A 17,565-nucleotide genomic window follows, 5' to 3' on the forward strand; every position below is an offset into this window, starting at 1 on the left:
CTTCTCCATTAAGACTGCCACAGACTCATTACTGCGCCGTATAGCCGCCGTCAATCACTTGCAGCGAGCCTGTGATAAAGCCGGCTTCTTCGCTGACCAAAAAGGCCACCAGATTGGCCACATCTTCCGGCTGTCCTAAGCGACCAAGAGGCTGTAATGCTGACTCCTCGGCCACCACAGCATCCTTGTCGGCTCCCGTGCTGGCGCAGAAGTTGTCGATAGCGCTGTGGAATAATGGCGTTTCTATGGTGCCCGGGCACACCGCATTGGCACGAATGCCAAATTCGGCATAATCCAGCGCCGTGGTTTTCGTCATTGACGCCAGCGCCGCCTTCGACAGGTTATAGGCGAAGGAATTGCGCTTACCCACCAGCGCCTGATCGGAAGAAATATAAACAATAGAGCCGCGTTTGGCCTCACGCATCAGCGGCAACACGGATTGTGTTGCGGCAAAGGCACCCTTGATATTCAGGGCTATCACTTCATCAAGCATGGCCTCAGAGGTTTGCTCTATATTGGCACTGCGGTGAATACCTGCGTTGCAGACCAAGACATCCACACGCTCTTCGCGCTCACAGATATCGGCTATCACTCGCTGCACACTGGCTACATCGCGCACATCACAATGGCGGTACTCGCCGATATCGGAAGTGACAATATCCAGGTTGTAAACCTTATATCCCTGGTTTGCTAACTTTTCTACAATGGCCAGACCAATTCCCTTGCTGCCACCCGTTACAATAGCGACTTCACTCATATTCATTTACGCCTTGATGTACATGTCAGCTAATACTAGCATCAGCGCTAAATAAAAATATAGGATTAAAAATAATGACATTTCGTCTTGATATGAAAGTGCGTGACTACGAATGCGATTTGCAAGGGATAGTTAATAACAGCGTGTACTTCAACTACTTGGAACATGCCCGCCATGAGTACCTGTTAGAGCAGGATGTTGACTTTGTAGCCCTGGCCAAAGAAGGTATCAACCTGGTGGTGGTGCGCAGCGAAATGGATTATAAGGCTTCCTTGGTGCCCGGCGATAAGTTTTATATTGGCGTTGAGATGGTGCGCGAAAGCCGCCTTAAGTTTGCCTTTATACAGAATATTTACCGCGCCAGCGACGACAAGCTAGTGCTTAAAGCCAAGGTTATCGGCACCTCGGTCAATGCCGAAGGCCGCCCCTTCTTGCCGGCGCAGTTAGAGCGCTTATTTGCGGCTTAGGGCTTACTACTTAGGCGCAGCGCCAACTGTAAAGGTAAGGGTATGAGCCCCTGTTAAGATCAGGGTCTCTTTATCCATCTGCAGCAGTGGCGATGACTTTAGGGTGCTTAACAAGGCACTTTCATTGCGCTGCACTTCGCCCTCACAGACCCTGTAGGTCATACCCAGATTAGTGACCTGCAACCTTTGCTCTTCCACCTCGGTGCTGGCAAAAAAGTTATTGCAGCCGGTGTGGCCATTTAACTGCAGCGCATCAATAAAACCCACATAGGTGTTATCGGCTTTTACCGCTTGCCCATCTACACTGGTTAAATACCAGTGCTGAAATTTAAGCGCATCGGCCGTGCGCTGATCTTGTGCGGCACAGGCCGTTAATCCGATTATTAAGGCCGCCGCCAATATTAAATTTTTTCTCACCCTTGCGACCTTGAACTCGCTGCTGCTAATGCCCTTAATGCTAAAGCAAAGACAGTGAATTTGCACCGATAACACCTTAATAAAGTGCCATAAAACATAACTTTTAACTTCCTTTTTACAGCTACATACGCTTTAGTATAGAGTTAGTAACAGAGCAGCTAAAAAATGGATTTCGACATGACGACCCAGCTTATAAAACCTTTAGTTATTAGCGCCCTGAGCGCGGCGCTTCTGGCCTGTGGTGGTGGCACAACCGATGATAGTGGTGGCGATACCCCATCCAGTTGGTCCCAAGGCGTTTTTGCACCCTCTAGTCAGTTTAAAGGACAATGCAGCGCCTTGAACCAGAAAAACTGGTTGCGCTCGTGGAGCAATGAAACCTATTTATGGTATGACGAAATCATCGACCGAGATCCCGCCTCCATTGCCTCTGTGGAAGAGTATTTTCATACTTTAAAAACCACGGCCACCACAGCATCTGGAGCCCAAAAGGATAAATACCACTATGTGATCCCCACGGACGAATGGCAGCAAAGGCAAGAAAGCGGTACAGTTATGGGCTATGGCTTTAATTTTGAATTGCTCCGTGCAGCCCCGCCCCGCGAAGTGATGGTCAGTTACACCGAGCCTGGCACCCCTGCCAATGCAGCAGGAGTCAGACGCGGCTGGGAAATTATCGCAGTTAACGGTGTTGATATGATCAACAGCAATGACATAGAGGCCCTGAACAGCGCCCTATACCCAGAAACAAAAGGCATACAAACCGAGTTCACCTTTAAACTGGTCGGTTCAAATGAAGAGCGTAAAATCACCCTGACAGCGGGCAATTTTGTGCAAGACCCTGTAATGAATGAAAGTATTATTGCCACTAATGATGGCAATGTGGGTTATCTACAATTTAATTCTCATAATGATCCCGCCGAACGCCAGCTTTACGATGCTTTTAACTATTTTGCCAGCAACAATATCAATGATCTGGTCGTTGATCTGCGCTATAACGGCGGCGGACTACTGGCCATGGCCGCGCAATTGGGTTATATGATCGCGGGGACATATAATACAGACAACCTTATTTTTGAAAAAACCGTTTTCAATGATAAGCACCCTACAATTAACCCAGTGACCGGCAAGCCTCTGACTCCTTACCCCTTTATCGATGAGTATATTGGCTTTGACCCAGCGTCCGGTATTAGCGCAGGCACCAAATTACCCAGCCTTAACCTTGAGCGCGTCTTTATTCTTGCGTCTCCTGGCACCTGCTCGGCCAGTGAGGCCTTGATCAATGGCTTAAACGGCATCCCAGCAGCGCGTGGCTTTAAAGTCATCCTTATTGGCGGTAATACCTGCGGTAAGCCCTACGGCTTTTACCCCACAGATAACTGTGACACCACCTTCTTCAGCATTCAGTTTACCGGCGTAAACCATGCCGGCTTTGGTGACTACGCCGATGGCTTTGCGCCCGAAAATACCCCGAATACCACACTGGCTCCTGAGTATGTAAAAGGGTGCGCGGTACCTGATGACTTTACTCACCTGTTAGGCGATAAAAACGAAGCCATGCTGGCTGCGGCACTAAACTATCGCGCCTCGGGCGTGTGCCCGGCTCCAGCCTCTGCGGCAGGCTTAAAAGGCTATGAGCTACAAAGTACGGCTTCAGAAATGGGTCTGAGTATTGGCGACAACCGCTGGCAGACCCAGTTGAAAAACAATCGTATAGTGACCCCCTTACCTAAGGAGTTTAACTAATGCGCAAGTTTTGGCCCCACAGCCTGCTGGCGGCGGTAGCTCTTGCCACCAGCAGTGGCTGCAACAGTACGGTGAATCAGGACGAGTTGCGCCCGGCGCTGCTGAGCGAACCAAGCCAGCAGCAAGTAGCCGCCCTAGTTGCTCAGGCCCTTAACATCAAGGGGGTGAATATTAGCGAAGATGTGTTTATGCAAAAAAGCTCATTGGTGCTGAGCTCCCCTCCTTTCACAGACGCTCAAGGTAATCCAATAATGGGCAAGCAAGTAGAAATGCCTGAGCGCTTTATGTTGCTCACCGATGGTAAGCAGTGTTATTTGCAACACCTTAATAGCGAGCAGATTTTGCCCGCCCCGACCCTGACTTGTCGTTAACAAAAAAGCGCCGGCTAGTGTCGGCGCTTTTTTCTTACCTATTTATTAATATCTATTTGATCTCTACCCGAGCTGAGCGCATCACCACTTCATCATTTAGCTCGATACCTATACCCGGCTCTTCACTGACCTTAAACTTGCCGTTGACCGGTTGCGGGTCTTGAATACACAGCTCGCGGTTCCATTTTTTAATGGCATAGGTGTGATGTTCGTGGATTAAAAAGTTAGGGATCGCCGTCTCCAGGTGCAAAGAGGCCGCGGTCGCGACTGGGCCGCCGCAGACATGGGCCTGAATACGTACATCGAAAATATCGGCGTAATCACACACCTTTTTGGTTTCGGTAAAGCCGCCACACAGGCCGATATCCGGCTGTAATACATCAATACTCTGATCTTCCAGATAAGGACGCACGCCCCAGCGGTTATACAAACGCTCGCCACCGGCAATGGGCACGGCGACCTTATCGGCCACCTTAGCATGCAAGGAGTGATTTAGATAATTCACCGGCTCTTCGTAATACATGCAGTCAAATTCCTCGGCGATTTCACCGATTTGAATCGCCGATGTAGCACCTGGCAAACTGTGACATTCAAAAATAATATCCACCTCATCCCCCACGGCTTCTCGGATTGCCTGCATACGAGCACGATACAGCTTCATTTCCGCGCGGGAAATTATCTTAGTGCGATCATAATAGGTATTGCCATGCTTATCGTATTGGATGGGGTCCACCTTCACCGCATCATAGCCTTCGGCTATGGCCTTAAGTGCCGCCTCGGCATATTCTTGCGGCTGCACCAGGGCTTTAAACTCGCTGTCCCAGTCAAACTGCAGTTGTGACGCATAGGTACGCAACTCATCATTTACCTTACCACCGAGCAGCTGATACACAGGCAAGCCCAGGGCCTTGCCCTTGATATCCCAAAGCGCCGTATCTATGGCACTCATGGCAGCATAAACTACCGGGCCGCCACCTAAGCCCCAGAAGCTTTCACGCAACATGCGCGACCAGAGCAGTTCGGTTTGAAACGGGTCGTGACCGATCAAGAAGGCCTCGGCCATTTCCTTGATCATGGCCGCCGCGGCACTGTGGCCAAGATCATAAGCTAGACCAGCTTCGCCGACACCGCTAATGCCTTCATCGGTGTGAATACGCACAAAAACAGGGGTCCACGCCGGACGGTCTGGGCAGTGAATATCGAAAACTTCTACGCGATTTACTTTCATCTTCTTTCCTTAGGGTCTGTTTATCTTTGCGGTTTACTTTATGTTCAATCTAAACGCATTCTGATGAATATAATCACTGATTTATGTGGTCAAATTCATCCATGAAGCTTGGTTACATCGCGCATCCATGCGCTCACCTCGCTAAGCTGCGAAGCATTGCTTCGGTCTTGCTCGCCTATGTTCATAGCGAGTAACACAGAGCAGGATGCGTTTAGATGAACCCGCAGGGCAGCGCTTGTAGTGTATTTATACAAGGCGGCACATGTGTGGTGTAGTTATTCTACATAAACATGTAACAACACAGTAGAAATGCGCTACAAGCTGCTGCAGAAACGAACAACAAAGGTCAACAGACCCTATTATTCGGCAAAACCCGGGTCTAAACGATACGCTTTACGCAACATGGCCGGCCATGCTAACTGCCCGCCGGTACTGCCGCTGTGCACCACATTGGCTTGGTTATATATGTTATCTATGATTGGCTGTGGCACGCGGATAGGTGCTTGATTCATGCTTTGCATTGCCACTTGAATTTCGCAGGCTCGTTGCAAGTCATAAAAACGCATAAAAGCATCACCCACTGTAGGGCCGACGGTTAAGCCGCCATGATTCACCAACAGCATATGGTTGGTGGTGCCTAAATCACGCTGCAAACGGGCTTTTTCATCCTCGTTCACCGCCAAGCCTTCATAGTCGTGATACGACAAGGATGGCAGGGAGAACATAGAATGTTGTGAATAAGGCTGAAGCCCGCCTTCAACGCTGGCCACGGCAATAGTTTCTTTGGTGTGCAGGTGGATCACGCAATGGGCATCGTCACGCACTTCATGAATGGCGCTGTGAATGGTGAAACCGGCAGGGTTAATCTCATGCGGGGTATCATCTAAAATCTCGCCCTTAAGATTGACCTTCACCAGATTCGAGGCACTCACCTCATCAAAACTCAACCCAAAGGCATTGACCAGATACTCATCGGTGCCAGCAATGCGCGCCGACATATGAGTGTAGATAAGATCGCCCCAACGCATATGGTCAACCAGGCGGTAACAGGCTGCCAGGTCGACGCGCAAGCGCCATTCTTGTTCGCTGACCTTATCTTTAAGGTTTAATTTAGGTAACTGGGGGATCAGGGTCATGCACTACTCCGCACACTTTATGGATGGATAGAAGTCTAAACACTTATTAACTGCCATTCAACAAAAAACCACCGCAGAGTAAAACTCATACGGTGGTTTTTTATCTAAATTCGAACCTGACGTTACTTAACGTTGGCAAGATACTCGGCAATAGCTGTAAACTCTTCATCTGAAACATTCATTACCATGGCTTTCATCGCCATCGACATGCCGTTGGCACGAGCGCCAGACTTGATGTCTTTCATTTGCGCCACTAGGTATTCTTTGTTCTGACCAGCCAGCTTAGGATAAAGCGGCATAATTGGCGCATTGCCGTCGGCACCGTGACAGGTGTGGCAGTTTTTCTCTGTGTATAACGCCTTGCCGTCTGCCGCTTGCGCATTCATCGCCATTGCAGAAACAGCAATCGCACCGGCTCCCATAAGTACTTTAGTGAACTTTTTCATAATATTTACTCTTATAATTGACGGTAAAATTTGGGGAGGTTCCCCCCCCACTAGCAATAAGTGTAGACCCTTGTTCTTCACTGTAGCAACTAAGAATTAACAGACGCTGAGCATCCGGCAATCAAAAAATGGCGCATTACCACATCAGATCATCAGGAACTTCGTAGCCTGCATAAGGATCGTCCTCATCGACATCTTTATCATCGCTTTCAACATGGAAAACAATATATTTTTCATCTACTTCAGCGATTTTACGCGCAGGTTCATCCTGCAATACATAAAATTTTCCTTCCAGCACACAAATGGCTAGTCGGCCATTAGCCAGGGCTTTTTGCGTCTGCGCATTCACCTCAATTTCCTTCACCTTGTTTTCATAGGTGAAGTTAAAGGTCAGCGGGCCGCGAATTTCATCCTGGTTGTGATGCTCTAAAATCTGCTTCACACGGGCTACCTGTTCACGCTCTTTTAGCTCTTCCTGACGCTGCTCATTAAGTTGCGCCGCTTTTTCCTGCTGCGCCTTTTTAGTTTGCTCGATATGCTTTTGCAAATCGCTTTGATCGCTCGTGGCACCTTTTTTCTTCTTCTTTTGCGATTTACGCTTTTCTGTTTTTGCCACCTTGGCCTTGTGCTCGGTGGTTAAGCCTGCTTTTAGCAGCTGATCTTGTAAAGAACCCATAATTGTCACTTTCAACAAACTAACTTAATAAGGTTATTTTACCCATCCTTTGGCGAAATAACAGTAGCATGGCCGAACTGATGCCACTTTGATTAATCGCAAGCTTTATCCCGCTCTTTAGAGCTATGATACACTCCCTCGCGCCTGGTCTCTGACGTTCGTTATTATGCCCTATTGGTTGTTGCTCTGTTGCTCTGTGGTGATATTTTTTGTGCTCTATGCGGTGCAGCCTCTGCTCGCGCTGTTTGCCCAACAATATCAGGTCAGTCCCGCCAGCGCCGGGTCATTAATGACCTTAACCATGCTGCCCTTGGCCATAGCCCCCTTGTTTTATGGCGTTTTACTTAATCGTCGCAACCTCTATCGGGTGCTGCAAATTGTGATGCTGGTGCTCGCCTTTAGCAATGCCCTGGTGCCCCTGTGCACCGAGTTTTGGCAGTTACAATCCCTGCGCCTGTTACAAGGCCTGGCACTCCCCGCCGCTCTCACGGCCATGACTGCTAGCATCGCTTTACGCTTTAAAGGGGAAGCTATCAGCGCCAAAATGAGTGCCTATATCGGCAGTACCATAGCCGGTGGCTTTTTAGGTCGCGCCCTGGCGGCGGGGTTTGCCGAATACCTGAGCTGGCAGAGCTTCTTTTGGCTAAATTCCTTGCTCTTATTGTTGCTGGCTTTATTTATTCGCGCCAAGAAAAAGCCTGTTTACCAAGCTCACACGCCTTGGCGGGGAAATCTTAAGGCATTGGCTACAACGCGCATTCTCAGCCTTTATGGGGCGGTGTTTTGCATGTTCTTTTGCTTTGCCGCACTGCTGAATTACCTGCCCTTTATTCTGCGCAGCACCTATGCCATGAGCAGCACCAAAAATATTGGTTTAGTCTATAGCGGCTATTTGCTTGGCGCCTTAGCGACCTTGATCACACCCTATCTGCACAGGCGCTTTAAGAATATGTTTGCCTTGCTCGGCGGCGTGTTTTTATTTTATTGCGCCACCATAGCCCTGATGTTCTATCAGCACCTGAGCGTGTTCCTTATTGCCTTTACCTGCTTCTGCGCCGCCATGTTTATTATTCATGCCAGTGCCGCGCCGCTGGTAAATCGCCTCAGTCGCGCCAGCGCCAGTTTGACCAATGGTGTCTATGTGTCGTTTTATTACAGCGGCGGCGCCCTGGGCTCCTTTTTACCCGGGCTGCTTTATCAGGAATATGGCGAATATGCGTTTTTGACCTGTATTTTACTTGTCTGCTTAATGGGTTATGGCTTGATAGTGCTGCCGCAACGCTTAGCCACGGGCAACACCAGGGGCTGACGCTGCCAGTGCTTAAACAAACTGTTGAGCCCGGCCTTAGGCATAAGCCAGGTTTGCTCATTATCGAAGGGGTGACAATGGTACAAGGTTTCGTCTTGGTTATTACCTTGGAAATGGCCTTGGGGATCATCCCAAATGGCCGCATCCAGCCATAACTCCACCTCCTGCTCTGGGTCGTTCATCAGCGCCAGCATGGATACACAACCGGGGCGCACGCCCAGGTAGCGCAGTAAGCGCTCATCGGAAGCAAAACCTAAGCGGGACACCTGCTGCGCTTTAGAAAGCGCCTTAAGATCCACCAGCGCATCGTGGGCAGTAATGAGCAAAAAATGACGACGGCCATAATTATCGCGCAAAAACAGGTTTTTCAAACGCACGCCGGGTCGGTGCAGAGCGATTTCATCGGCGGCTCTAGCGGTGGCCAGCGGCGGGTGGACAACCTTTTCACAGTCGATATTCAGTTGCGACAACAGTGCTGCCAAGGCTTCAATACTGGCCGCCATTACAAACAAACGCCGCGCAGCTGCACGCTAAAATCGCGCCAAAGAACTTCATTTATCTCATAGGCATCGGGGCAATAATCGCGCTCTTTTAACTCTTTTTTCAGCGCCGCTGCTGCTTCATCTTCAAGTTGTAACTTAAGCACCCTGGATTCATCAAAATGCTCGCGTTCGATATAAGTTTTCATTTGCTTACGGCTGATGGGCTTGTTGAGATCCAAGGCGGCACGCTTACTGGCTTTAACCGTCATCACATAGGCAAAAATCTTGCGCCCCTGATCATCAAGCTTGGCGTAAAAATCCTGACTGTGAATTTCATATTGACGCTCATCTGGGGAGGACGAGCAGCCCAGCAGCAAGGCGGTGAATAATAAAAGGAGTAGAGCGCTTTTCATAACTTCGACTATTGTTCTTATACTTACCTGCTACTGTAACAAAGCCGCACACATTTGGGGAATTTATCGCAGTTTTTTGCTAGTCGATGTCCGCAATCCTAGATTAATTACCACGGCAAGCGCCTCCCTATTAGCTCTTGGTCGCATTTACACAAAAATATCCTGCTCCTTCATATCTCTGCCTTAATCGCCATGATATGCTGGCAAAAAATTCATTCTTGCCGTTATGAATCCCCATAAACAAAGCCTTATTTATCTGCATATTGCCGTACTCTTATTTGGCGGCACCGCCCTATTTGCCAAGTTGATCAATCTTTCGGCTCTAGATATCACGGTGTACCGCACCGCGGTGGCCGCAGCGGCTCTGGCCTTACTGCTTGGTTTTCAGGGTCAACGTATACGTTTAAACAGCCATAAAGATTATGCCATTGCCATAGGCCTTGGCATGATAGTTGGCATACATTGGGTTACTTACTTTGCCGGCATGCAGCTGGCGGGGATCACCATAGGCATAATCGCGTTTTTCAGTTATCCAGTACTTACCGTTTTAATCGAGCCCCTGTTTCATCGTCAATGGCCAAAAGCCAAGGATATAGTCAGCGCCTTAGTGGTCAGCTTCGGCATTTACCTCTTGGTGCCGGAGGCGAATTTAGGCAACGATATCACCTTGGGGATAGTAACAGGCGTATTTTCAGCACTGTGCTTTGCCCTGCGCAATATTTTCCAAAAGCGTTATTTCACCCATTACAGCGGTCCACAAACCATGTTTTACCAAACCCTGGTTGCGGCGCTGATGCTGTGCGCTTTTGTCGAGGTGCCGGTGGCGGACATCCCCAATCGTGACCTTGCCCTCTTGCTTCTGGTAGCCATTGTTTTTACCGCCGCGCCCCATGCCTTATTTGCCGCTTCTCTGCGAGGGCTCAGCGCCACCACGGCAGGGCTTATCTCTTGTTTACAGCCCTTGTACGCAACCATTTTGGCGTTTATGCTGCTACAAGAGCGTCCCGATACGGCGACGTTAATCGGCGGTCTGATGATAGTCAGCGCAGCCCTTTTTGAAACCTGGTCAGTCTCGAGGCAACCAAAATGAAGGTTTTTGCACACCGTGGAGCCAGCGGCAACCACCCGGAAAACACCGAAATCGCCATTAGTTCGGCGCTAAACATAGGTGTCGATGGCATTGAACTGGATTTACAAAGCTGTTTGGATGATTACGTTATCATCCACGATTCCTGGTTGGACAGAACCACCTCGGGGCAAGGCAAGGTCAATGCCACCGCCTTTGCCGACATTCAAAGAGTGGATGCCGGGAATGGACAAAAGGTACCGGGCCTGCAAGATGTGATTAACTGGGTGGGCAATAAAACCCTGTTAAACCTGGAATTAAAACACACCTTCTCTTTAGATAAGCTGGTCAGCACCTTGGAGCACAATGTTGACCAAGGCCGACTTAGCCGTGAGAAACTTATTGTCTCTTCTTTTGATCACCATCAACTGCAATGGTTGAAGCAACACCTGCCCTGGGTCAAAATTGGCGCCTTAACATCATCTATTCCCTTAGGCTATGCGGAATTTGCGCAGCGCCTTAATGCCTATAGCCTGCATCTGGATAAAAACTTTGTTAACCATGAGTTTATCGCCGATGCCAAAGCCAGAGGGCTGGAGGTGTATGCCTACACGGTAGATAAAGACGAAGACATTTTAGCCATGCAGGCACTGGGGCTAGATGGCGTCTTTACCAACTTCCCATGCAATACCAAGCAAGTATTGGCACAGCATGGAGATAATACCAATTCACTTAAATAGCTAATCATTCTAGCGGGCTAAAACTGATCACATACTTAACAGAATTGGTATAACAAACTAGTTTAAGCCGCTGTGCCCTATAGTTTTTCTAGCCACGGCCGATAAGGGTTTAAGGAATTATGTTTTCGCCTATACCAGGTGGAAAATATCCACTCTGACAAGCAGAGGTAGCAGCATTTAATGAGTCGGTTTATGCGCATTTACAACTATATTGAACAAACCTTTTTTTACACCCTGACGCGTAAAATAGTCGGAAACCTCAGCTTTTTACTGCTGTTACAATCCATTAGCCTGTATTGGCTTTATCAAGAGCTGGCGGCAAATGAACAGGGGTTAGCACTGTTCTTCGTACTCACCGGCATCATTGTCAGTGGCTTTATTTTCACCATCTTTTATATGCGCCACCTGATGGTACGCCCGGTTCAAGCCATGCGCGACACCCTGATCCAAATAAACAACCAGGACGCCACCCTCAACGCCCGATTGCCGCAATTCACCTTTGATGAATTTCGTGAGCTTAGCGAGCAATATAATCAGTTTGTTCATCATCTTGGGGACTTGCTTACCAGCACTTACCATGGTGCCGCACAGGCCGCTAACAGCAATCAACAAGTCAATTTATCAATGCAGAATTCTGCCGAACTGGGCGCGCAACAACTGCACTTTAGTAATGAAATAGCCGCCGGCACAGCCCAGGTGACACAAAGCCTGGAGCAAATAGTCGTCAGCACTGATGCGGTATTTAATGCCAACAGCGATAGCCTCAGCTTTGTGCAGGGTTCGTCACAAGAGCTCAGTCAGCTAGTAGCGAAAATTAAACAAATTACCCAGCTTCTAGCCCGTTTTGCCGACACAGTGACCGGGCTAAAAGAGAACTCGGAAAACATTCGTAACATCCTCAGAATGGTCGAAGGCTTTGCCGACCAAACCAACTTACTGGCCTTGAATGCCGCTATTGAAGCCGCCCGAGCCGGAGAAGCTGGCCGCGGCTTTGCCGTGGTCGCCGATGAGGTCAGAAGCCTGTCGCTTAAGGTCAGCGATGCAACCAGGCAGATCAGTGAGTTTATCAATCAAATGAATAGCTTGGTGGCTGATACCAGTGAGGAGTCACTGCAATTGATCGATCATTCATCGCAAGCCGAACAAGCCATCAACAGCACAGCCAATGGTTTTAGCCAGCTGGTCAGTGACTTTGAACAAAACCAGCGCCAATTGCAGGAAATAGTGGCCGCTGTTCATGAGCTTGAGCAGTGCCAGGCACATACGCAGAAATCGGTGGAGCACATCAGCCTGCTCGGACAAGATGCCAAGACACAAATAGATCAGGCAGCAGAGCAATGCGCTCACTCCGAGCATTTAACCCGAAGTACCCAAAGTGATTTACAGCGCTTTGTCAGCTAAGGCGTAACACGCATAAAAAAAGCCGCTCAAGCGGCTTTTACATTCCAGGCCTTGCTTAATCGCGCACCTGACCAATACCATTGACCAGGTATTTTTCCGTGGTCAGGGATTCCAGCCCCATAGGACCGTAGGCATGTAGCTTAGTCGTGGCAATACCAATTTCGGCACCTAAGCCCAATTGCGAACCATCTGAGAAGCGTGATGATGCATTCACCATAACCACAGACGCATCCACACTACGTTGGAACAGCGCCGCCGTTTGCTCATTTTGGGTGCAGATCACCTCGGTATGAAAGCTGCCAAAGCGATCTATATGGGCCACCGCGGCGTTAAAGTCTTCGACCATGCGCACGGCAATTTCTAAGTCCAGGTATTCCTCACCGAACTCGTCTTCTCCTATCACCTTGGCGCCATCAAAGTACTCTGCCGCCTGGCTGTCGGCGTTAATACGCACGCCTTTTTCGGCCAGGGCCTTGGCAGCCATAGGTAAAAATTGCGGGGCAATAGCCTGATGCACTACCAGGCCTTCGAGAGCATTACATACCCCAGTGCGCTGCGTTTTACCGTTTAACAGCAGGTTCAAGGCAATATCCAAATCCGCGTCCTTATCCACATAAAGGTGACATACGCCCTTAAAGTGCTGGATCACCGGAATGGTGCTGTTTTCGGTAACAAAGTTAATCAGGCCTTCACCGCCGCGAGGGATGATAAGGTCGATGGTCTCGCGCTGGCGCATCAGCTCCATCAGCAGAGCACGATCTGGGTTTGGGATCACAGAGATCAGCGCCTTTGGTAAATTATGCTGCGCTAATACCTGATGCAGTACCTCGGCGATGGCCATGCTTGAGGCCAGTGCCTCTTTACCACCACGTAAAATCACCGCATTACCTGATTTAAAACACAAGGCTCCAGCATCGGCGGTGACATTCGGGCGCGCCTCATAAATCATGCAGATCACCCCAAGCGGTACCCGCATTTTAGTAATTTTAATGCCATTGGGACGCTCGCCTAACGAGCGTAACAGGCCCACAGGGTCGTCAAGCTCGGCAATGGTTTCAATACCAACGGCCATATCTTCTATACGCTCATCCGTCAGGGTAAGACGATCAACCATGGCCGGGGCCAGGTTATTGTCACGGGCCTGGGCAAGGTCTTGTTCATTGCGCGCTTTAATCTGCTCTTTATTGTCGCGCAGTGCCTTGGCCATATCGCGCAATACGGTATTTTTACTCTCGGTATCAAGCAAGGCCAGTACCTTGGCGGCCTTGGCTGCTTGGACGGAAATATCCTTAACTAAACTCATGACTTCTCCAATACTGCGATGTCTTCATCTGAAATAATCGGGCCGATTGAATCTTGCACCTCATCGCTGAATTCTGTGCTTTCGTTCTCGGCTATAAAGTTCAACAAACAACTGCTGTAGTTAGCCCTGGCCTTGGCCAGTTTAGTGCCATCGTCGCTGCGCACTAAAATGGTGTCGCCGACCGCAAACTCGCCCCGAACTTCTACTATTTCATGGGGATTAAGCTGTTCACTATTTTTATCCAGAGGCTCGGTAAAACTCCCTTCAACCACAAGCTCACCCTGCTCGCTGGCGGTGTGCGTGCGCCAGTGAATCGCTTCCTGCATCGGCTTTTCATACGGCAAAAAGATAGTGCCCGGATTCTCCCCTTCAAGCAAACGATTAAAAGTTTGTTCCTTAAAACCATTTAAAATAAAAGTAGTGATCCCGTGCGAAGTTGCCTTCTCCGCCGCTTCAATTTTGGTTTTCATGCCACCTGTGCCCACAGCGCTGGTGGCGCAGCCGGCCATGGCATAAATCGACTCATCGATCTTGCTTATCTCGGGCAACAACACAGCATCAGTGTGTAAATTCGGGTTTTTATCGAATAAGCCATCGACGTCAGAGCAAATCATCAGGGCATCCGCATCGGCGGCCCCCGCAACCATGGCGGATAGGTTATCGTTATCGCCCACCCTAAGGTCATCCGTAGTCACAGTGTCGTTCTCATTAATAATGGGCAGCACACCGTGATCAAGCAGGGTAAAGATGGTTTCACGAATACTCTTATAACGCTCACGGTCACGCAAGTCACCATGAGTCAGTAAGATTTGCGCCGAAGGAAAATCGAAAAATCTGTCCCAGGCCGCCATCATCTCGGTTTGTCCCGCCGCGGCCATGGCTTTTTTCATCGCCACTGAGCGCACTTTGTCGGCCGGAAACAGGTGTGAGCCGGCAGCTACCGAGCCGGAGGAAACCAAGATCACCTCAATGCCTTGCGCTCGACAACGCACAATAAACTGCGCAATGCTGAGCAGATAGCGGGAGCTGCACCCATTTTGCTCCGGCGCAATTAAGGCGCTGCCCACTTTGAGTACGATACGTTGCCATTTAAAGTTTTGCATGTGCTTCGAATTCCTTACCAACAGGGTTACTCAGGTTATAAGCCAGCTCATAGCCTCGCCTATCGCCTTGCGATAGCACGAACTGGAAAAAGGCCTAATTTAAATATTAAAAAGCCACTATGAAGCGGGCCGTGATTCACCAAGGTATGCCTGTACTACCGCATTAGCACGTCAGAGCAAGCGCATATCCAAGAGAGTTAAGAAAAAGCACTAACAGTTGTGGTTTTGTTTGCTCAATACTGCGCAAAACCACAATTAATTAGCACTCTAATATTTTGCCTACGAACGTTATTATGCGGATCTGCAGGTAAATATCAAGGATAAACGGGCCATAGAGAATATAAGACCCATTTATAATACGTATTTTCAAGGCAAAAAATAGCTAGGTGAAAGTTAAAAAACCAACAAAAAGATTAGACATGATATTAATTTTACGACCATATCCCAATATTGGCATATGGGTGCACACAGCATAGGGATTTTACCCAGCCGACATTGTCATCGATGCTTACTTACCTCATACTTAAATCTCACGGATAGATTAAAAGGTTTTTTATGTCAGCAGTTTATATTGCAGGAATTGCGCTATGCAGTGTTATTGCACAGTGGCTCGCCTGGGCCTTTCGCGTTCCCGCGATTTTATTTCTTCTTCTTACCGGTCTGCTACTCGGACCTGCCACTTCTTTACTTAAACCCGATGAGCTATTGGGTGAACTGCTTTTCCCCGTGGTCTCCTTATCGGTGGCGGTGATCCTGTTCGAAGGCGCATTGACCCTGCACTTTCGAGAGCTAAAAGGCATAGGCAAAGTAGTACGAAACCTGTGCTCTGTGGGCATGCTGGTGACCTTTGCGGTGATCAGCACCAGCGCTTATTTACTGCTTGAGCTGGATTGGCGGGTGGCCGCGGTACTAGGTGCCGTATTAGTGGTAACCGGACCGACCGTGATTGCGCCGCTGCTCAATGCCATGCGCCCAACCCAGGATATTGACCGGGTACTGCGCTGGGAAGGCATAGTGATAGACCCTATTGGCGCCTTATTTGCTGTCTTGGTGTTTGAGGCCGTAATGCTGGTTGGTCAAAGCGATGTCTTTAGCCATACTTTGGGCGCCCTGGTGACCACCTTAAGCGTTGGCTTCTCACTTGGCGCCGCCGCAGGTTGGATCACCTCTCAGCTTATTCGTCGTGAATGGCTGCCCTACGATCTACATAAATTCTTTACTCTGGCCTTGGTGCTGATCAGCTTCACCGTATCCAACCATCTCAGTCATGAGTCGGGCCTGCTGGCAGTGACGGTATTTGGGATCTGGTTAGCAAATCAGGATGACTTGGAAATAGACTCGGTGCTGGAGTTTAAAGAAGATTTGTCCATGATCCTTATCTCCACTTTGTTTATCCTCTTAGCGGCACGCCTGCAGATAGAAGATTTACTGGCTCTGGATGCCCAGGTATTTTTCTTCCTCGCCATAGTGCTATTTGTAGCGCGGCCATTGAATATCTTGCTTTCCACCTATGGCAGTGACCTGCCGATAAAGTCCCGTATTATGCTGGCCTGGATAGCACCGCGAGGCATAGTCGCAGCAGCAGTAGGCTCGGTATTCGCCCTGAGTATGGCCGAAGCCGGTATCCTCGATGCCGATAAAATGGTGCCGCTGATCTTTACCGTGATCATAGTGACAGTCGTGCTTAACAGCCTCAGCGCCGTACCCTTGGCAAAACTGCTGGAAGTGCGCCAGCCGGCGCCATCAACTCTACTGTTTATTGGTGCCAACCATGTTTCTCGCGCTATTGCCCGTGGTTTAAAAGATCAGGACATAGATGTGCATCTGTCCGATCCGGCCTGGGAAAACTGTAAAATGGCACGCATGGATGGCCTGCCCTGCTACTACGGCAACCCGCAATCCGAGCACGCCGAGCGTTACCTCCCCCTTGGCAATCTCAATAAGGTCTTGGCCCTGTCGCCAAACCGCCATCACAATGCCTTGGGTATTCAATACTTTAGCCATTTGCTGGGGGAGAATAAGGTGTTCTCTTTAAAGTCTTCACAAAACCACGCCAAAGCCAATAAAGACAGTGCCACCTTCTTATCACGGCAGATCCTCTTTGGCGATAATGGCTCCTACGCCAAGCTCAGCAGCCTGATAGCCAAGGGCGGCAAGGTCAGTGCTACACGCTTAAGTGAAGAATTTGACTGGCAGCAATACCAGGAATTTAATGCCGAGGCCATTCCCTTATTTATTATTGGGGCCGAGAAATCTGTGCGTATCATTACCGAGGATATGGAACGACCGCCGGAGCAAGGGGAGAAAATTGTCGCCTTGCAGCCGCCGAAAATGTCGCTTATCAAAGATGGCCAGCAAAACGGGGCAAGCAAAAACCCTCAGTTGCAGGCAACGAAGAATCCGAATTAAAAGAAGTGGCCATTGCTCCTGCATTGCTTGATTATCAGACTGCTAGCACGGATCTCACAAATACCTGTGGGCGAGGCTTTAGCCTTGCGAGGGAT

At 49.3% G+C, this 17,565-nt stretch carries 18 protein-coding genes; 8 read left to right on the forward strand and 10 right to left on the reverse strand.

Annotation, left to right across the window (positions count from 1 at the left end):
- Positions 1–28: 28 nt before the first annotated feature.
- Positions 29–757 carry an SDR family NAD(P)-dependent oxidoreductase gene (locus WCN91_RS01755; protein WP_342675699.1) on the reverse strand — a complete coding sequence of 243 codons (729 nt, stop codon included), beginning with the start codon at positions 755–757 and terminating at the stop codon, positions 29–31.
- A 74-nt stretch (positions 758–831) separates the two neighbouring features.
- Here WCN91_RS01755 and WCN91_RS01760 point away from each other — a divergent pair, with 74 nt between their 5' ends.
- The gene (locus WCN91_RS01760; protein ID WP_342675700.1) at positions 832–1,224 is read left to right on the forward strand and encodes an acyl-CoA thioesterase; all 393 of its coding nucleotides are present in this window, start codon (positions 832–834) and stop codon (positions 1,222–1,224) included.
- Between the two features lie 6 nt (positions 1,225–1,230).
- Here WCN91_RS01760 and WCN91_RS01765 read toward each other — a convergent pair whose 3' ends face one another.
- Positions 1,231–1,641, reverse strand: coding sequence for an META domain-containing protein (locus WCN91_RS01765; protein WP_342675701.1), 411 nt, complete (start codon positions 1,639–1,641; stop codon positions 1,231–1,233).
- A 177-nt stretch (positions 1,642–1,818) separates the two neighbouring features.
- Between WCN91_RS01765 and WCN91_RS01770 the strand changes: the two genes are divergently transcribed.
- A complete protein-coding gene (locus WCN91_RS01770) occupies positions 1,819–3,387 on the forward strand; it encodes a S41 family peptidase (RefSeq protein WP_342675702.1) in 1,569 nt (522 codons plus the stop codon).
- Entirely contained in the window at positions 3,387–3,758 is a 372-nt protein-coding gene (locus WCN91_RS01775; RefSeq protein WP_342675703.1) for a hypothetical protein, read from the forward strand. Before WCN91_RS01770 ends, WCN91_RS01775 begins: the two co-directional genes overlap by 1 nt.
- Before the next feature lie 52 nt (positions 3,759–3,810).
- On the opposite strand, the gene WCN91_RS01780 is transcribed toward WCN91_RS01775, so the two are convergent.
- From WCN91_RS01780 to WCN91_RS01795, 4 genes are all read right to left on the reverse strand, one after another.
- Positions 3,811–4,986, reverse strand: a complete 1,176-nt coding sequence (locus tag WCN91_RS01780) for a mandelate racemase/muconate lactonizing enzyme family protein (RefSeq protein WP_105199432.1) — start codon at positions 4,984–4,986, stop codon at positions 3,811–3,813.
- Positions 4,987–5,345: 359 nt separating this feature from the next.
- Complete coding sequence (locus WCN91_RS01785) at positions 5,346–6,113, reverse strand: class II aldolase/adducin family protein (protein WP_342675851.1); 768 nt, start codon at positions 6,111–6,113, stop codon at positions 5,346–5,348.
- Positions 6,114–6,244: 131 nt separating this feature from the next.
- The gene (locus WCN91_RS01790; protein WP_425415999.1) at positions 6,245–6,544 is read right to left on the reverse strand and encodes a c-type cytochrome; all 300 of its coding nucleotides are present in this window, start codon (positions 6,542–6,544) and stop codon (positions 6,245–6,247) included.
- A 160-nt stretch (positions 6,545–6,704) separates the two neighbouring features.
- A complete protein-coding gene (locus WCN91_RS01795) occupies positions 6,705–7,244 on the reverse strand; it encodes a DUF2058 domain-containing protein (protein ID WP_342675705.1) in 540 nt (179 codons plus the stop codon).
- 166 nt (positions 7,245–7,410) lie between these two features.
- Between WCN91_RS01795 and WCN91_RS01800 the strand changes: the two genes are divergently transcribed.
- Positions 7,411–8,553 (forward strand): MFS transporter, encoded by a 1,143-nt coding sequence (locus tag WCN91_RS01800; protein WP_342675706.1) that lies wholly within the window; start codon positions 7,411–7,413, stop codon positions 8,551–8,553.
- Here the strand turns inward: WCN91_RS01800 and WCN91_RS01805 are convergent.
- Positions 8,499–9,056 (reverse strand): prolyl-tRNA synthetase associated domain-containing protein, encoded by a 558-nt coding sequence (locus tag WCN91_RS01805; RefSeq protein ID WP_342675707.1) that lies wholly within the window; start codon positions 9,054–9,056, stop codon positions 8,499–8,501. The two genes, WCN91_RS01800 and WCN91_RS01805, sit on opposite strands and share 55 nt — an antisense overlap.
- A complete protein-coding gene (locus WCN91_RS01810; RefSeq protein ID WP_342675708.1) occupies positions 9,056–9,448 on the reverse strand; it encodes a hypothetical protein in 393 nt (130 codons plus the stop codon). The genes WCN91_RS01805 and WCN91_RS01810 overlap by 1 nt, the downstream gene beginning before the upstream one ends.
- A 226-nt stretch (positions 9,449–9,674) precedes the next feature.
- Between WCN91_RS01810 and WCN91_RS01815 the strand changes: the two genes are divergently transcribed.
- From WCN91_RS01815 to WCN91_RS01825, 3 genes are all read left to right on the forward strand, one after another.
- Positions 9,675–10,538, forward strand: a complete 864-nt coding sequence (locus tag WCN91_RS01815; protein ID WP_342675709.1) for a DMT family transporter — start codon at positions 9,675–9,677, stop codon at positions 10,536–10,538.
- Positions 10,535–11,254 carry a glycerophosphodiester phosphodiesterase gene (locus tag WCN91_RS01820; RefSeq protein ID WP_342675710.1) on the forward strand — a complete coding sequence of 240 codons (720 nt, stop codon included), beginning with the start codon at positions 10,535–10,537 and terminating at the stop codon, positions 11,252–11,254. Before WCN91_RS01815 ends, WCN91_RS01820 begins: the two co-directional genes overlap by 4 nt.
- 180 nt (positions 11,255–11,434) lie before the next feature.
- Positions 11,435–12,655, forward strand: coding sequence for a methyl-accepting chemotaxis protein (locus tag WCN91_RS01825; protein ID WP_342675711.1), 1,221 nt, complete (start codon positions 11,435–11,437; stop codon positions 12,653–12,655).
- A gap of 55 nt (positions 12,656–12,710) precedes the next feature.
- Here WCN91_RS01825 and WCN91_RS01830 read toward each other — a convergent pair whose 3' ends face one another.
- Together WCN91_RS01830 and proB are read right to left on the reverse strand one after the other, a co-directional pair.
- On the reverse strand, positions 12,711–13,958 hold the full coding sequence (locus WCN91_RS01830) for a glutamate-5-semialdehyde dehydrogenase (protein WP_342675712.1): 1,248 nt from the start codon (positions 13,956–13,958) through the stop codon (positions 12,711–12,713).
- The gene (gene proB / locus WCN91_RS01835) at positions 13,955–15,061 is read right to left on the reverse strand and encodes a glutamate 5-kinase (RefSeq protein WP_342675713.1); all 1,107 of its coding nucleotides are present in this window, start codon (positions 15,059–15,061) and stop codon (positions 13,955–13,957) included. The genes WCN91_RS01830 and proB overlap by 4 nt, the downstream gene beginning before the upstream one ends.
- 555 nt (positions 15,062–15,616) lie before the next feature.
- On the opposite strand from proB, the gene WCN91_RS01840 reads away from it, so the two are divergent.
- Positions 15,617–17,470, forward strand: a complete 1,854-nt coding sequence (locus WCN91_RS01840; protein WP_342675714.1) for a cation:proton antiporter — start codon at positions 15,617–15,619, stop codon at positions 17,468–17,470.
- Positions 17,471–17,565: the final 95 nt, after the last annotated feature.

Origin of the sequence: Pseudoalteromonas qingdaonensis, from assembly GCF_038739665.1 — a bacterium.
Lineage (GTDB): Bacteria > Pseudomonadota > Gammaproteobacteria > Enterobacterales > Alteromonadaceae > Pseudoalteromonas > Pseudoalteromonas qingdaonensis.

What these genes read in the sequence shown, in the direction of transcription:
- proB (WP_342675713.1), bottom strand. Translation starts at nt 15,061, where the DNA reads ATGCAAAACTTTAAATGGCAACGTATCGTACTCAAAGTGGGCAGCGCC.
- WCN91_RS01800 (WP_342675706.1), top strand. Translation starts at nt 7,411, where the DNA reads ATGCCCTATTGGTTGTTGCTCTGTTGCTCTGTGGTGATATTTTTTGTG.
- WCN91_RS01820 (WP_342675710.1), top strand. Translation starts at nt 10,535, where the DNA reads ATGAAGGTTTTTGCACACCGTGGAGCCAGCGGCAACCACCCGGAAAAC.
- WCN91_RS01770 (WP_342675702.1), top strand. Translation starts at nt 1,819, where the DNA reads ATGACGACCCAGCTTATAAAACCTTTAGTTATTAGCGCCCTGAGCGCG.
- WCN91_RS01815 (WP_342675709.1), top strand. Translation starts at nt 9,675, where the DNA reads ATGAATCCCCATAAACAAAGCCTTATTTATCTGCATATTGCCGTACTC.
- WCN91_RS01775 (WP_342675703.1), top strand. Translation starts at nt 3,387, where the DNA reads ATGCGCAAGTTTTGGCCCCACAGCCTGCTGGCGGCGGTAGCTCTTGCC.
- WCN91_RS01755 (WP_342675699.1), bottom strand. Translation starts at nt 757, where the DNA reads ATGAGTGAAGTCGCTATTGTAACGGGTGGCAGCAAGGGAATTGGTCTG.
- WCN91_RS01830 (WP_342675712.1), bottom strand. Translation starts at nt 13,958, where the DNA reads ATGAGTTTAGTTAAGGATATTTCCGTCCAAGCAGCCAAGGCCGCCAAG.
- WCN91_RS01760 (WP_342675700.1), top strand. Translation starts at nt 832, where the DNA reads ATGACATTTCGTCTTGATATGAAAGTGCGTGACTACGAATGCGATTTG.
- WCN91_RS01790 (WP_425415999.1), bottom strand. Translation starts at nt 6,544, where the DNA reads ATGGGAGCCGGTGCGATTGCTGTTTCTGCAATGGCGATGAATGCGCAA.
- WCN91_RS01825 (WP_342675711.1), top strand. Translation starts at nt 11,435, where the DNA reads ATGAGTCGGTTTATGCGCATTTACAACTATATTGAACAAACCTTTTTT.
- WCN91_RS01840 (WP_342675714.1), top strand. Translation starts at nt 15,617, where the DNA reads ATGTCAGCAGTTTATATTGCAGGAATTGCGCTATGCAGTGTTATTGCA.
- WCN91_RS01805 (WP_342675707.1), bottom strand. Translation starts at nt 9,056, where the DNA reads ATGGCGGCCAGTATTGAAGCCTTGGCAGCACTGTTGTCGCAACTGAAT.
- WCN91_RS01795 (WP_342675705.1), bottom strand. Translation starts at nt 7,244, where the DNA reads ATGGGTTCTTTACAAGATCAGCTGCTAAAAGCAGGCTTAACCACCGAG.
- WCN91_RS01810 (WP_342675708.1), bottom strand. Translation starts at nt 9,448, where the DNA reads ATGAAAAGCGCTCTACTCCTTTTATTATTCACCGCCTTGCTGCTGGGC.
- WCN91_RS01780 (WP_105199432.1), bottom strand. Translation starts at nt 4,986, where the DNA reads ATGAAAGTAAATCGCGTAGAAGTTTTCGATATTCACTGCCCAGACCGT.